General features: G+C 64.3%; 12 protein-coding genes and 1 pseudogene. 1 reads left to right on the forward strand and 12 read right to left on the reverse strand.

Features of this window, described 5'->3' with window-relative positions:
• Positions 1–5: 5 nt before the first annotated feature.
• The 12 genes and pseudogenes from Q0743_RS12170 to dctA form a co-directional block, all read right to left on the reverse strand.
• Entirely contained in the window at positions 6–926 is a 921-nt protein-coding gene (locus Q0743_RS12170) for an ABC transporter permease subunit (RefSeq protein ID WP_298241771.1), read from the reverse strand.
• Positions 927–930: 4 nt separating this feature from the next.
• Entirely contained in the window at positions 931–1971 is a 1041-nt protein-coding gene (locus Q0743_RS12175) for an ABC transporter permease subunit (RefSeq protein WP_298241772.1), read from the reverse strand.
• Positions 1968–3251, reverse strand: coding sequence for an extracellular solute-binding protein (locus Q0743_RS12180; RefSeq protein ID WP_298241986.1), 1284 nt, complete (start codon positions 3249–3251; stop codon positions 1968–1970). Before Q0743_RS12180 ends, Q0743_RS12175 begins: the two co-directional genes overlap by 4 nt.
• Before the next feature lie 151 nt (positions 3252–3402).
• Entirely contained in the window at positions 3403–5022 is a 1620-nt protein-coding gene (locus Q0743_RS12185; RefSeq protein WP_298241773.1) for an FGGY-family carbohydrate kinase, read from the reverse strand.
• 22 nt (positions 5023–5044) lie between these two features.
• Positions 5045–5773: an SDR family oxidoreductase gene (locus Q0743_RS12190; RefSeq protein ID WP_298241774.1), complete on the reverse strand. Its 729-nt coding sequence runs from the start codon at positions 5771–5773 to the stop codon at positions 5045–5047.
• Positions 5774–5801: 28 nt separating this feature from the next.
• Positions 5802–7058, reverse strand: coding sequence for a sugar ABC transporter permease (locus Q0743_RS12195; RefSeq protein WP_298241775.1), 1257 nt, complete (start codon positions 7056–7058; stop codon positions 5802–5804).
• A pseudogene (locus tag Q0743_RS12200) lies at positions 7055–7866 on the reverse strand (ATP-binding cassette domain-containing protein). Before Q0743_RS12200 ends, Q0743_RS12195 begins: the two are co-directional and overlap by 4 nt.
• 60 nt (positions 7867–7926) lie before the next feature.
• Positions 7927–9000, reverse strand: coding sequence for a sugar ABC transporter substrate-binding protein (locus Q0743_RS12205; protein ID WP_298241776.1), 1074 nt, complete (start codon positions 8998–9000; stop codon positions 7927–7929).
• A 176-nt stretch (positions 9001–9176) separates the two neighbouring features.
• Entirely contained in the window at positions 9177–10061 is an 885-nt protein-coding gene (locus tag Q0743_RS12210; protein WP_298241777.1) for an AraC family transcriptional regulator, read from the reverse strand.
• Positions 10062–10247: 186 nt separating this feature from the next.
• Positions 10248–11087, reverse strand: coding sequence for a bifunctional allantoicase/(S)-ureidoglycine aminohydrolase (locus Q0743_RS12215; RefSeq protein ID WP_298241987.1), 840 nt, complete (start codon positions 11085–11087; stop codon positions 10248–10250).
• Positions 11088–11121: 34 nt separating this feature from the next.
• Positions 11122–11622 carry an ureidoglycolate lyase gene (locus Q0743_RS12220; protein WP_298241988.1) on the reverse strand — a complete coding sequence of 167 codons (501 nt, stop codon included), beginning with the start codon at positions 11620–11622 and terminating at the stop codon, positions 11122–11124.
• Positions 11623–11650: 28 nt separating this feature from the next.
• A complete protein-coding gene (gene dctA, locus Q0743_RS12225) occupies positions 11651–12985 on the reverse strand; it encodes a C4-dicarboxylate transporter DctA (RefSeq protein WP_298241989.1) in 1335 nt (444 codons plus the stop codon).
• A gap of 215 nt (positions 12986–13200) precedes the next feature.
• On the opposite strand from dctA, the gene Q0743_RS12230 reads away from it, so the two are divergent.
• Positions 13201–14097, forward strand: a complete 897-nt coding sequence (locus Q0743_RS12230) for a LysR substrate-binding domain-containing protein (protein ID WP_298241778.1) — start codon at positions 13201–13203, stop codon at positions 14095–14097.
• Positions 14098–14250: the final 153 nt, after the last annotated feature.

Below are 14250 nucleotides of genomic sequence, written 5' to 3' on the forward strand. Positions count from 1 at the left end.
GATTCCTATTTGCTGCTGTCGACGAGACCCTTGATGAACCAGCGCTGCAACAGCAGGACGACCAGCACCGGCGGCAACATGGTGAGGAGCGCGCCGCTCATCGCGATATTCCAGGCCGGCTCGCTGTCGGACCGGGGAATCAGGCCCTTCAGCGCGATGACCGCCGTTGCCATGTCCTTATCGGTCGTGAACAGCAACGGCCAGAGATATTGATTCCAGCCGAACAGGAACAGGATGATGGCGAGCGCCACCATGTTCGGCACCGACAGCGGCAGCAGGATGCTCCAGAAGAAATGCAGCGGCGATGCACCATCCAGCCGCGCCGCCTCGCAGAGTTCGTCCGGGATGGTCAGGAAGAACTGGCGAAACAGGAACGTGGCCGTGGCCGAGGCGATCAACGGCAGGATCAACCCGGGATAGGTATTGACCATGTTCCATTCGAGCGCGATCGCGACCTCGTGCCCACTGATCCAGCGCCAAAGATCGGCAACATGCGAGGTCTCCAGCAGCCATTGCAGCGGCAGCGCTGCATTGGCCACGGCCTCGAAGGTCGGCACGATCCGAACCTCGATCGGCAGCATCAGCGACATGAAGATGAGCCAGAACGCGAGCATCCGATAGCGGAAGCGAAAATAGGTGATGGCAAAGGCCGAAAGCAGCGACACCGCGATCTTGCCGGCCGTGATGCCGAGCGCCACGACGACCGAATTAAGGAAAGTGCGGCTGAAATTGCCCTTGGCCCATGCCAGCTGTAGATTGTCGAGGAACTGGCTCCCCGGCAGCCATGGCAGCGGCACCTTCTGAACCTCGGCCACCGTCAGCGAGCCCGCCACGAAAGCGAAATACAGCGGCACGCATACCGTCAGTGCGCCCGCGATCAGGATCGCGTGGCAGACCATGTTGAGGACCGGTGAGCGTTCCACCATCTGGCTAGACCCCGTAATTGACCTTGCGGTCGAAGTAGCGGAATTGCAGCAGCGTGCAGATCAGCGCAAAGCTCATCAACAGGACCGACTGGGCGGCCGACGAGCCGAGATCGAGATTGACGAAGCCGTCGACGAAGACCTTGTAGACCAGAATGTTGGTCGCCCCGGCCGGACCACCTTTGGTCACGGCATCGATGATAGCGAAGGTTTCGAAGAAGCCGTAGATGAAGTTCATCACCGTGAGGAAGAAGATCGTGGGCCCGAGCATCGGCAGCGCGATCGAGACGAAGCGGCGGATCGGCCCCGCGCCGTCCACGGCGGCGGCCTCCATCAGCGACACCGGCACCGCGAGCAAGCCCACGACGAGGAAGATGTAGTCGTAGCAGATGTGCTTCCATGACGCAGCGAGCGTCACCAGGATCAGCGCATCGTTCGGATTGAGGTTGGGGTCCCACGAAATGCCGAAGCCGTGCAGCACCTGGGCGAGCGGGCCGACCGCCGGATTGAACAGGAAGGCCCACAGGATGCCGGCAATCGCGGGCGCGATGGCATAGGGCAACAGGATGATGGTGCGATAGGCCGAGCGTCCCCGGACAATCCTGTCGGTCGCGAACGCCAGCACGAGCGCGCTGCCCAATGTGAGCACGTTCTGCATCACCGTGAACCAGAACGTCACCGCGATCGACTGGCGATAATCGCTGCTCGCAAGCAGCGACTTGAAATTGTCGAACCACACGAACTGGACGTTGTTGCCGAAGGGATCGCTGAGCAGCACCGACTGCATCAGCGCCCGCAGCGACGGGATGAAGAAGAAGAACAGCAGGATCAGCAGTTGCGGCAGCAACAGCAGCGTCGGCAGGCCGGGCCCCTCGCCGAAATTCGCGCGCTTCAGTCCGGCCTCCTGATCGCGCCGCGCAGCCCTGCCCGATGCGCGCGCACTGCCGGCGGCCGCCGCCGGCACGGCCTTGGATCCAGCGCTCCCGTGCTTCCTCTGAAGCACGGGCGCGCGCGCATCACGCCAGGGGATCGACAGGCGCAGCGTCATGGACGCTCGGTTTCCGGAGTCTTCCCGGCATTGAGCTTCTCGAACTGCCGCAGGATCTCGTTGCCCCGCTTGACGGCGTCATCCATCGCCTGCTGCGGCTGCTTCTGACCGGCGAACACCGCCTCCACCTCCTGGCGCTGGGCCAGCATGGTCTGCACGAAATTACCGAAGCGGAAACCACGCGAGTTCTCGTTCGGCGTACCACGCGAGAGCTGCAGCACCGCGATCTCCCGGGTCGGATGATCCTTGTAATAGCCGCGCTCGCGCGCGAGTGCATAGGCGCGGTTGGTGGCGGGAACGTAGCCGGTGGCGCCGTGCCACCAGACCTGGGTTTCCGGCTGCGCGACGAAATCCAGGAAGGCCGCGACGGCCTCGTATCGCTCCGGCGTGTGGCCCTTCATGACCCAGATGGCCCCGCCCCCGATGGTGCTGTTGAGCGGCGGATTGATATCGCTTTCATGCGGCAGGAAGGTGGCGCTCCAGTTGATGGTCGCGTTGCGCTCGATGTTGCCGTGCGATGCGGTCGAATTGACGAAGGTCGAGCATCGTCCCGACGTGAACAACTGTTCGGGACTGAAGCCCTGACCTGCGATCTGCATCACGCCGTCATCGAGCCATTTCTTGAGCCGCGCGACTTGCGAGACCACCTTCGTCTTGTTGTAGACGAACTCGGTGCCGAGCCCGTCGAATCCGTTGGCCAACGTGCCATAGGGCTGGTTGTTGATGGCGCTGTAGTTCTCGAGCAGGCTCCAGTAGAAATCCCCGGGCAGCACCGTGCCGCACTCGCTGACCCCCTTGGACTTGATGGCGTAGAGCTGCTTCTCCAGCTCCTGCCAGGTATCGGCCGGCTTGTCGAAGCCCGCCTTCTGGAAGTGGTCCTTGTTGTACCAGAAGATCGGCGTCGACGAGTTGAAGGGCATCGCCGACATCCGTCCCTTGTAACTCCAGAAGCTTGCCACCGGCTTGATGAAGTCGGAGAAGTCGATCTTGTAACCCTTCTGCTCCACGAGGTCCTGCACGGGAACAACGGCCCCTGACAGCAACATTGTCATGTAGCCGCGCTCGGCGATCTGCACCATCTCCGGCGGCCGCTTGGCCCGATAGGCGGCGATCACCCCGTTGGTCACCTCGTCATAATTGCCCTTGGCGACCGCGATGACGGTGTACTTGTCCTGCGAGGCGTTGAACTTCTCGACCAGCTCGTTGAGCCGATCGCCGAGGACGCCGCTCATGGCGTGCCACCATTGGACCTCGACCCGCGCCTGCGCCGGGCCAATCATGGCCAACGCGCCGAACAAGGCCGCGATGAATGCGACTTTCCTACCCATGGGCAGCCCTCCCTCGCCGGGCAAGAGGCCCGGCCTATACATTTGTATTTTTATAATGACATATGTGTCGCGATGATGAAAGGGGGGCTGAACCCCGGAAGAGCTAGCCCCTGATGGTTCGGCCGACTTGCTGCAGGGCCTCGAAGGCTGCGAAGCGCCGATCGGCCCAGCCGGCCAGAGCAGTCTGCGGTTGATGGATGTCTCCCAACACCGACATCGCCTGCATGGCGTCGCCGAGATCGGCGTGGTCGCCTGAGGCAACCGATCCAAGCATGGCGGAGCCGAGCAGGACCGCCTCCGGGGACGCGGACGCCGCAACCGTCGAACCCGTCATGTCGGCGAGCACCTGTCGCACCAGGGGGCTCTTTGCGGCACCGCCGCTGACGACGATCGTATCGACCGCGATGCCCTTGTCATGCTGGGCGCGAACGATCTGGCGGGCGCCGCAGCCGAGGCCGCACAGCCCCGCCAGATAGAGCGCCAGCAGGCTCTCCAGATCGGACCGCAGATCGAGCCCGGCAATCAATGCGCGTGCCTCCGGATCCGCGAACGGCGCGCGATTGCCGAGGAATTCCGGGACGACATGAATCCCGCCGACCAATTGCGGCAACATGGCCGCACCACCGCGGGCTTCTGTTTCGGCCGCAAGCCAATCGGCGAGTGTCTGCTGCTTCCGGCTGGCAGCCTGCGTTGCCTGCGCGGAGTACGGATGCATCTGCAACAGGTGCTCGATCGCAGCACCGGCCGCCGACTGCCCGCCTTCGTTGAGCCAAAGCCCGGGCACCATGGCGGAGTAATAGGGTCCCCACACGCCGGGGACGAAGGCCGGATCCGGCGTGGTCGTCATGGTGCAGGCGGACGTTCCGAACACATAGGCCATCCGTGTCAGCACCGTGCCCGCCGCACCGCGTGCCCCCACCGTCCCGACGCCGCCGGCATGTGCATCGATGAGGCCCGCGGCGACCGGCGTCCCCGTCGCGAGCCCAAGATCAGCCGCGGCCTCCCCCGTCAGGCCCGACGCCAGCCTGGTTCCGCCGGGCACGATCTCGGTGCCGATCCGGCGAAACTGCTCGTCCGCGAGCACGCCGAGCCCGACCTTACGGAAGAATTGATCGTCCCAGCGGTTTTCGTGGCCGAGATAGGTCCACTTGCATGTCACGGTGCAGATCGATCGGGACAAGCTTCCCGTCGAGCGCCAGGTGAGGAAGTCGGTGAGGTCCATGAACTGCCATGCACGGGAGAACGTGTCGGGCATGTTCTCGGCGAGCCACAGCAATTTCGGCGTCTCCATCTCCGGCGAGATCGTGCCGCCGACATAGTCGAGAACTTTCTCACCGGTCTGGTTGATCCTGCGCGCCTGATCGGCGGCGCGATGATCCATCCAGACGATGACGTTGCGCGCGGGATCGCCCGATGGGCCGACGGGCAGCGGCGTGCCGCCCTCGCCCAGCACCACCAATGAACAGGTCGCGTCGAAGCCGATGCCCGCAATGCTGTCCGGCGCGATGCCGGCCTGCGCCACCGCGCCGCGCACGCTGCGGCATACGGCACGCCAGATGTCCTCGCTCGACTGCTCGACGACGTCGCCGGCCTCGCGCCACAGCGCGACGGGCGCGCTGTCACTTTCACGCAGCCTGCCGGTGCGGTCGAATACACCGGCGCGGGCGCTGCCGGTGCCGACATCGATGCCGAGAAAATGGCGGTTATCGGATTGCTTGGTCATCTGGATCGCCGATCGGAAGCTGCTACAGGTCGTTGCTCTGCGGCAGAATGACGAGGTCGCGGATGGTGACGTTCCTCGGACGGGTCAACATGAAGAGCACGGCTTCTGCGACTTCCACCGGCTGCATCAAGCCACCGGCCGCCATCTCTTCCTCGATCTTCGCTTTGGGCCAGTCCTTGAGCAGCGCGGTCACGACCGGTCCGGGGGCGACGGCACCGACGCGCAAGCCATGTTTGGCGACCTGCCTGCGCAACGTGTGCACGAAGGCCTGCACCGCGTGCTTGGACGCGGTGTAGATCGGCTCCCAGACGACCGGAACGAGACCCGCGATCGAACTGGTCACGATGATGTCGCCGCTCCTGCGCTCGACCATGTGCGGTAGCACCGCGTGGATCGAGCGGAACAGCGCATTGACGTTCAGATTGAGCATCCGGTCCCAGGCATCGGGATCGCCGCCAAGCACCTCGCCGCCGACATAGGCGCCGGCATTGGCATGGAAGATGTCCAGTCGGCCCGCCCTCTCCAGCACCTGCGGCATCATGGTTGCCATGCTCGCGGGATCAGTGAGGTCGACGCGTAGCGGAATCGCATTCGCGCCCAGTTCGGCGCAAGCGAGGCTCAGCGCCTCCTCGGCCCGGTCGATCAGCACCACTTGCGCGCCCGCGCCGATCAACGTCCTGGCGCATTCGAGCCCGATGCCCGATGCGGCGCCGGTGATCGCGGCAACTTTTCCTGCAAGGTCCTGGGCCACGGCTTGTCCTTCTTCTTGTGAAACTTATTCAAGCTCGGCCATGGGACAGGCGTGAGCGCCTTGCCAGCGAATCGACGATGACCGCAATGGCAAGGACCGCGCCCGTGATCATGTACCGTAGCGACGATGAGAGATCGAGCAGCGTCAGGCCGCTCGCGATGGACTGGATGACGATGACGCCGAGCAACGCGGAATAGGCACTGCCGCGGCCGCCGAACAGGCTCGTGCCGCCGATGACCGCAGCTGCGATCGCGTTGAGGTTCACATCGCCCGTCCCGGCCTGCTGGCTGGACGATGCCAGCCGCGCCGCGGCCAGAATGCCGCCGGCTGCTGCAAGCGTGGCGCACAGCATGAATGCCGACGCGTAGACCCGGCGCACGTTGATGCCGGCGCGGCGTGCCGCCTCGCGGTTGCCGCCGACGGCAGACATCGAGCGGCCCCATTTGGTACGCGTCAATGCGTAGTTCATGACCACGCAGAGGCCGACGAACAGACCGAACATCCAGGGAATGCCACGCCCGAGATTGAGATAATAGACGACGAATTCGAGCACGATGGTGACCAGCAGCGCCTTCAACACCATGCGGCCCAGCGAGCTGGCCGACAGCCCCGCCGCCCGCCGTCGCGCGGCCGTCCGGTAGTCGGTCGCGAATACGATCAGGCTCGCCACCGCCGCCAGCGCGTAGGACACGATCGGCGGCATGACGAGCATCTGCCCGAAATTGACCAGCGGTGATCCGTACGGAAGATTGATCGAGCCGGAAGAGCCGAGCAGATACAGCTGCAGGCCGAGCCACGCCAGCAGACCAGCCAGCGTCGAGACGAAGCTCGGCATCCCCAGACGATTGAACAGGAACGCATAGAGCGCACCAATGGCGGCGCCCAGCAGCAACGCCGTGACGATGGCGACCGCGACCGGCCAATCCTGACCGACCCAGAGCACGCCGACGAGCGCCGAGGAAAACCCGCTCACCGACCCCACCGACAGATCGATCTCGCCGACCATCAGGATGCAGACGATGCCGAGCGCGATCACGCCCACGGTCGAGCAGTCGAATAGCAGATTGACCAGATTGTCCGGCGCGAGAAAGACGGGATTGAGGCTCTCGAAGACCGTGCAGATGACGACGAGCCCAACGACCACCGGCAGCGAGCCGAGGTCGCCCGACCGCACGCGATCCACGAAAGCGCCGATGACGCTTCCGGCCGTGTCCGCGTGCTTGACCCGCTCGTCGCTGCGGTCCAGCGGCCGGCGCGTCGAAACCTGTTGCGTGTCGTCGGTCATCGCCCAAGCTCCGGCGACTGCTGGGCGCGGCGCCGGCTGGCGCGGCGCGAGACCGCGTTTTCATCGGCACCGGTGATCGCGGTGACGAGATCCTGGTTGGACGCGTCGGGCTCGAATTCACCGTTGTTGCGGCCGAGGCGCAGCACCACGATCCGGTCGGCGACGGCGCGGACGTCCTCCATGTTGTGGCTGATCATGATGACGCCGAGGCCGCGGGCGCGAACTCGACGAGGTCGAGCACCTCCGCGGTCTGGGCGACGCCAAGCGCGGCGGTCGGCTCGTCGAGCAGGATGAGCTTCGGTTCGGTCAGCAGGGAACGCGCGATCGCGACCGTCTGGCGCTGTCCGCCGGACAGCGATGCCACGGGCTCGCGCACGCTCGGGATCCGCGCCGACAATTCGTTGAGCAAGGTCCAGGCGCGAAGCTCCATGGAGACCTCGTCGAGTTGCATCGGATTGAGCTCGCGGCCAAGGAAGATATTGGCGACCACGTCGAGGTTCTCGCAGAGCGCCAGATCCTGGAACACCGTGGCGATGCCGAGGCCGAGTGCAGTGGCGGGATCGGACAGCACGACCTGCTCGCCACCGAATGCGATCGTTCCAGAGCTCGGTTGGTGCACGCCGGCCAGGATCTTCACGAGCGTGGATTTTCCGGCACCGTTGTCACCCACGAGCGCCACGACTTCGCCGGCATGGACGTCGAGATCGACGTTGGTCAGGGCGGACACGGCGCCGAAATGCTTGGAGATCCCGCGAAGGCTCAAGACCGGCTTGCGCTGGGTGGGATCGACATCCGAGATCGTGGTCATGTGCCAGTCCGCCCTTTCGTCGTCCGTCCCGGCCGCCGCGTACGGCCGGGACGGAAGCAGTTACTGCGTGATGCCGAGCTTCTTGCAGCCGGCGGCATATCGGCCGGTGCAGAGCTGATCGGCCGTCTGGATTTTCTTGTCGATGATCTCCGCCTTCAGGTTTTCCCGCGTGACGACCGCCGGCACGAACAGCTTCGATGGCGCATTGAACAGCGTCGCTTCCGCCTTGGGCGTCTCGCCCGAGAGGATCTTGACCGCGACCTGAGCTGCCGCCGCGGCGACGATCTCGCTGGGCTTGGAGATCGTGTTGTACTGGTCGCCGGCGATGACGAGCTGAAGCGCGGCGATCGTCGCGTCGTTGCCCGTCACCGGCGGCACCGGATCGACGCCGGCGGCCTTGAAGGCGGCGATTGCGCCACCGCCGGTGCCGTCATTGGCGGCCACCACGCCGAGGATCTTCTTGCCGAAGCGGGTGACCTGGCCGCTGGCCCATTGCTGCGCCTTCGGCGGCGCCCAGTCCGGCGTGTCGTATTCGGCGAGAATGGGATAGCCGCTCTTGTCGAGACCGGCGTGGATGCCCTTCTTGATCAGCCCGGCCGCCGCATCGGTCGGTGAGCCGTTGATTTCGAGCACGCCTTCGCCCTCCTTCGCCGTGACGTTGGCGGCCTTGAGATGCTTGACGAGCGACTCGGAGATCGCTTTGCCGATGGCTTCATTGTCGAACGACACGTAGAAGTCGACCTTGGCGTCGGGGACCGGCCGGTCATAGGCGATGACCTTGATGCCCTGAGACTGGGCCATCTTGACCAGGGAGGCGGCGGCAGTGGAGTCGACTGGGTCGAGCACGATCACCTTGGCGCCCTGCGAGATCGCCGCGTTGAACTGCTGCTGCTGCCGCGCGGCATCGGCACTGGCGTTCTGGTAGATCACCTTGCAGCTCGCGCAGAGCTTCTTCATCTCCGCCGCAAAGCCCGGATAATCGTGTTGTTCGTAGCGGGTGGAGGCCTGGTCCGGCATCAGGAAGGCGACGGTCGCATCCTTCACTTCAGCGGCGAACGAGAGCGTCGCGGTCGTGCCGAGCAGCGACAGGGCCAGGGCAAGCGTGCCGGCATGTTTCGGGGAGAAGCTTTTCATTCGGATTTCCTTTCCAGACCTGGAGTGCTGTGGTTGATCCCTGAAGATGAGCCTTCGGCTTCCGTCGTCGGCGAAGCCGCGCGAATTCCTGGACAAGCGATTGCTGCCGCGGGCTGCCATCGGCATGCCCACGTCGTTCTTCCCGGTGTGGTCGTCCTCCTTTGCTAATTCGCCGGCTAGGCAGCGCGGGCCGTATTGCTGTTTTGCGCGAGCAATCGCCTGAAGCGCGAAGGCGGCATGCCTTTCTCGGCCAAAAACTGCCGGTTGAAGTTGGAAAGATTGTTGAAGCCGACCTCGAAGCAGATGTCGGTGATGGACGCCTGCTCGTCGCTCATCAGGATCTGACAGGCGAGATTGATGCGCAGCCGCTTGACGTACTGCACCAGCGACATGCCGGTGTGCCGACGGAACGAGCGCGAGAATGCGCTCTGCGACTGGCCGGCGATCGCCGCGAGCTCGGCCTCGCCGAAAGGCTGCGTCAGGTTCTGGCGGATGAAGGCGAGCGCCTTGTTCATCCCTGCCGACATGTAGCCGGACGGGTCGGGCAGATAGTTCGGACTGGAGAGCGGACGTGCGTTTCGGGCGCGGGAGAGTGTTCCCAGGATCATCAGGAACAGCTCGATCCGGCGCACGCCATTCGCCGTCACGATCTCCTCCATCAGAGGGGCGACCTTGTCGCTGGTGCTGCGGGTGAACAGCGCGCCGCGCCGCGAGAATTCCAGCAGCGCGGCAAGGCCCGAAAGCTCGGGCATGACCTTCATGAGGTCGCCGATGAACTCTTCGCAGAACTGCAGGACGCGTCCGCGCAGGGGGATGGTGCTCCCCGCCGGCAGATCGCTGACCCAATTGTGCGGCAGGTTGGGGCCGGTGAGCACGAGATTGCCCGGCTCGAACTCGCCGATGAAGTCGCCGACGAAATAGCGACCGCTGGTCGCGACGACCTGGTGCAGCTCGTATTCGGGGTGAAAATGCCAGCGGACCGTGTGGAAGGGATAGCCGTGCGACCACGCCTTGAACGATTCGCCGCGCCGTATCTGGACGACTTCCAGGTCCGGTTCCATATCCGCTCCCTTCAGGCCGGTGCGGTTTACGATGATCCGCCCCTGTTCCCTTATCGGCTGAATTTGCTCAGCGCTTCCTCTCTTTTTAGGGATCGTAACGACCGGTATCCGGGCCCGCCACCACGATTTCAATGTGCAACTGATACTTTTTTGACGCCTGCTCAGGCCGTGAAAACGCCCTCGAAGCTAGAACAGCGGAGCGCCCTGCCGCAGGTTCATGTGCCGGTTGACGTCCTTGTAGAGAAGGTAGCGAAACCGGCCGGGACCTCCAGCGTAGCACGCCTGCGGGCAGAAGGCGCGCAGCCACATGTAGTCGCCGGCCTCGACCTCCACCCAATCGCGGTTGAGACGGTAGACCGCCTTGCCCTCGAGCACGTAGAGCCCGTGCTCCATGACGTGCGTCTCCATGAAGGGGATCGTCGCGCCCGGCTCGAAGGTCACGATATTGACGTGCATGTCGTGGCGCATGTCGGCGGGATCGACGAAGCGCGTCGTCGCCCATCTCCCCTCGGTGCCCGGCATCGATACCGGCGCGACCGAGTCCGCGTTGGTCACGATCACCTCGGGGTCGGCCAACCCCGGCACGCGCTGGTACAGTTTACGGATCCAGTGAACCTGCGCGGGGCCCGGCCCGCGATTGCGAAGGCTCCAGGCGCAGCCGGGCGGCAGATAGGCGAAGCTGCCGGCTCTCAGCTCACGCTCTCCATCTGCCAGCTTGAGAACGAGCTTGCCGCCCACCACGAACAAAGCTCCCTCGGCATCCTTGTCCGGCTCGGGACTGTCACTTCCCCCGGCCGGCGCGATATCCATGAGGTAGTGGGAGAACGTCTCGGCGAAGCCGGACAGCGGTCGCGCCAGCACCCAGACGCGCGTACCATCCCAGTGCGGCAAGTAGCTGGTGACGATATCGCTTTGAACGCCGCTGGGGATGACGGCGTATGCGTTGGTGAAGACCGCGCGGCCGCTCAGCAGGTCCGTCTGCGGCGGCAGGCCACCCTGGGGTACGTGATAGTTGCGCGACGTCATCATCAAGCCTCGTGAAAGTTATCGACCGAACGTATCAGCGCGCGGCTGACGGAAAGCCTAGCTGCATCTGCTCGCTCAGCCAATATTCTTCGAGATTGTCGCCGCCCCCCTTGCGGTCGACGACGAGGAACGGGCTCCTCTCTGCGAGAACCAGCAGCGGATGGTGCCAGCAATTGCGGGCATAGTTGACGCCCTGATGGCCCTTGGCCGCGAAGGCGCGATAGCTCGCGGAGATGGCGGGATCGGCGCACACGACCACCAGCCAGTCCGCTCCGTTCATGGGCATGAACATCTGGCTTCCGAGCGGATGGCGCTCCATCAGACGGATCGCGATCGGCGCCGGACGGACGGAGGCAGAGAACCAGCTGATATTGACCTCACCGCCTTCCGCGGCGACGTCGATATTGGCGAGCCCGTTGAAGCGCTCGGCATAGCCCTGGTTGATCGAGATGGGCGTCATCCCCGCGGTCTCGACGACGTCTCCGAAAGGGGCGAAGGCCTCTTTTGTCAAAGGCTCGATCGAAAGCGTCGTCACCATCTCCAACCTCAAGAGCTTCCCGCGTTCAGAGCGTTTGCAGACCCGCGACGGGCGCATCCGCGTCGACGGGATTGGCCCGCAGACTCTCGACTGACGGATCGATCTCGCCGTTCAGAATACGCCGCGCCTGGGCGTGATCAAGGTCCCCCTCCCAGGAGGCGACGACGACCGTCGCGACGCAGTTTCCGACATAATTGCCGAGCGCGCGAGCGATACCGATGAACCAGTCCACCGACAGGATCAGCACCAGTCCGATCGCCGGGATGGCCGGAATGGCAGCCAGCGTCGCCGCGAGGACGACGATGGCCGAGCCCGGAACGCCATGAGCGCCTTTGGAGGTGAGCAAGGCGACGCCGAGGATGGCCAGGAGATCGCCCGTGGCAAGCGGCGTATTCGTCGCCTGAGCGATGAAGACGGCCGCCAGGGTCAAATAGATCGAGAACGCATCCAGATTGAAGGAGTAGCCGGTCGGGATCACCAAACCAACGGTCGATCGCTTGATTCCGAGCAGCTCGAGCTTTCGCATGGTCTGCGGCAGCACGCTGTCGCCCGCCGCCGTTCCGAGCACGATCATCAGCTCTTCGCGCAAGTACGCCAGCAGCTTGAACAGGCTGAAGCCGGAGATCCGCATGATCGTCCCCAGGACCACCACCACGAACAGCACCACCGCCAGGTAGAACAGGGCTACGAGGCCGCCGAGCTGCTTGAGCGAACCGATGCCGTATTTCCCGACGGTGAAGGCGATCGCACCGAAGACGCCGATGGGCGCCAGGCGGACGACGAAGTTCATCATCTTGAAGATGATTTCATTCACGCGCTCGACGAATTCGACCACCGGCTTGGCGCGCTCGCCGCACAGCGACACGGCACAGCCGAACATGATCGAGACGATCAGGACCTGCAGCACGTCGCCGGAGCTGAACGCTCCGACCAGCGTCGAGGGGATCAGCTTCATCAGGAATTCGGAGACGCCGCCGCCGGCAACCTGGGCGGCCGTCTGGCTGAAGCCGCTGAGCACCTTGGCATCCAGCGTCTTCGGGTCGATGTTCATTCCGGCGCCGGGCTGGAAGTAGTAGGCAAGCGCGATGCCGAACACCAGGGCGATGGTGGTGACGATCTCGAAATAGAGCAGCGATCGGATGCCGACCCTGCCAACCTTCGAGAGGTCGCCGGCCGCCGAAATGCCCTGCACGACGACGCAGAACACGATCACCGGCACCAGCATCTTGATCAGCTTGATGAAGCCGTCACCCAGCGGTTTCATCTGCACCGCGGTGTCGGGATAGCCGACGCCGAACGCGATGCCGACGGCAAGGGCAACGACGACCTGGAAGAAGAGTGACTTGAAGATTTTCGGCATGACGAAACTGGACATGGCTTTCCTCGCTCGCTGGGCTTCCGTCTGGCTTGGTCGGCCGGAGCCTTTTACCATTCTTGTCGTTGGCGGCGACGTGAGGTCGTCGCGTACGGAGCCGTTCGTCGCGGCAGGACGCTGGAAGGCTCCGTCGGTCATTCGTTGACCAGGTGCGACATCAAGTCCAATATATAGACCGACACGATTGATAGGTTTTCGCTATGGATCTCCGACAGCTCCGTTATTTCATCGCGGTGGCCGAAGAGCGCAGCTTCACCCTCGCCGCCCGGCGGCTGAACCTCTCGCAGCCGCCGCTGAGCCAGCATATCCAGGCCCTCGAGGCGGAGCTCGGGACCCAGCTGCTCTACCGGACCAGCCGTAAGGTCGAGCTGACGCAGGCGGGTGAAGCCATGCTGCTGCGGGGGCGCACAATCCTGCACCAGGTCAAGGCCGCGGAGGACGAGGCGCGGTCGATCGGCGCCGGCCTGATCGGTACGCTCGATGTCGGAGCAACCGGCTCCATCCTGCGCGGCCGTCTCGCCGAGCTGCTCGCGGCCTACCGGCAGGTCGCACCGCTGGTGAAGATGACCGTGCACGAGCAGGCGCCTGCGCTGCAGATCGCCGCGCTTCTCGGCCGCACCACCAACATCTGTCTCATTCGCGGCATCCCCGCCGAGCGTGAGCTGACCAGCAAGCTGGCCTGGCGGGAAGAGGTCGTTCTCGCAATGCCCCGAACCCATCGTCTGGCCCGCCGCAAGCGCATCGCCCTCGGCGACCTCGCCTCCGAGGAGCACGTCGTGCTGGATCCGGACAGCTCCGATTTCGCACGCTATTTGCAGACCTGCTGTGTCGATGCCGGCTTCCTGCCGAAAGTGTCCCAGCAGGTGGTCGACGCCCAGTCGATCCCGAGCTTGATCGCCGCGGGTTTCGGCGTGGCGCTCGTGCCGCAGTCGATCGCGCGCTTCACGACCGCCGACATCGTGTTCCGTCCCATCAGGCCCTCGCCGCCCACGGCCGACGTGTTTCTGGTCTTCAGGGCGGACGAGACGTCGATGGTCGTGCATAACTTCATCAAGCTGGCGCTTCGCTATCTGAGCCAGCGGAAGGGTCTGGGATAGGACGAGGATGAAGCGGCGCGTTCCGTCGTCATTGCGAGCGAAGCGAAGCAATCCAGATTCTTTCCGCGGAAGGATTCTCGCAATGACGGAGTGTGTGGCAGCGGCTCGTCCTCCAATCGCCGCTGTCGTTCCCAGCCTTGTACGCAATTGCGC

The sequence above is a fragment of the uncultured Bradyrhizobium sp. genome, from assembly GCF_936943645.1.
Lineage (GTDB): Bacteria > Pseudomonadota > Alphaproteobacteria > Rhizobiales > Xanthobacteraceae > Bradyrhizobium.

Excerpts from the sequence above, each read along its gene's own strand:
- Q0743_RS12170 (WP_298241771.1), bottom strand. The coding sequence starts at position 926 with ATGGTGGAACGCTCACCGGTCCTCAACATGGTCTGCCACGCGATCCTG.
- Q0743_RS12175 (WP_298241772.1), bottom strand. The coding sequence starts at position 1,971 with ATGACGCTGCGCCTGTCGATCCCCTGGCGTGATGCGCGCGCGCCCGTG.
- Q0743_RS12180 (WP_298241986.1), bottom strand. The coding sequence starts at position 3,251 with ATGATTGGCCCGGCGCAGGCGCGGGTCGAGGTCCAATGGTGGCACGCC.
- Q0743_RS12185 (WP_298241773.1), bottom strand. The coding sequence starts at position 5,022 with ATGACCAAGCAATCCGATAACCGCCATTTTCTCGGCATCGATGTCGGC.
- Q0743_RS12195 (WP_298241775.1), bottom strand. The coding sequence starts at position 7,058 with ATGACCGACGACACGCAACAGGTTTCGACGCGCCGGCCGCTGGACCGC.
- Q0743_RS12205 (WP_298241776.1), bottom strand. The coding sequence starts at position 9,000 with ATGAAAAGCTTCTCCCCGAAACATGCCGGCACGCTTGCCCTGGCCCTG.
- Q0743_RS12210 (WP_298241777.1), bottom strand. The coding sequence starts at position 10,061 with ATGGAACCGGACCTGGAAGTCGTCCAGATACGGCGCGGCGAATCGTTC.
- Q0743_RS12215 (WP_298241987.1), bottom strand. The coding sequence starts at position 11,087 with ATGACGTCGCGCAACTATCACGTACCCCAGGGTGGCCTGCCGCCGCAG.
- dctA (WP_298241989.1), bottom strand. The coding sequence starts at position 12,985 with ATGCCGAAAATCTTCAAGTCACTCTTCTTCCAGGTCGTCGTTGCCCTT.
- Q0743_RS12230 (WP_298241778.1), top strand. The coding sequence starts at position 13,201 with ATGGATCTCCGACAGCTCCGTTATTTCATCGCGGTGGCCGAAGAGCGC.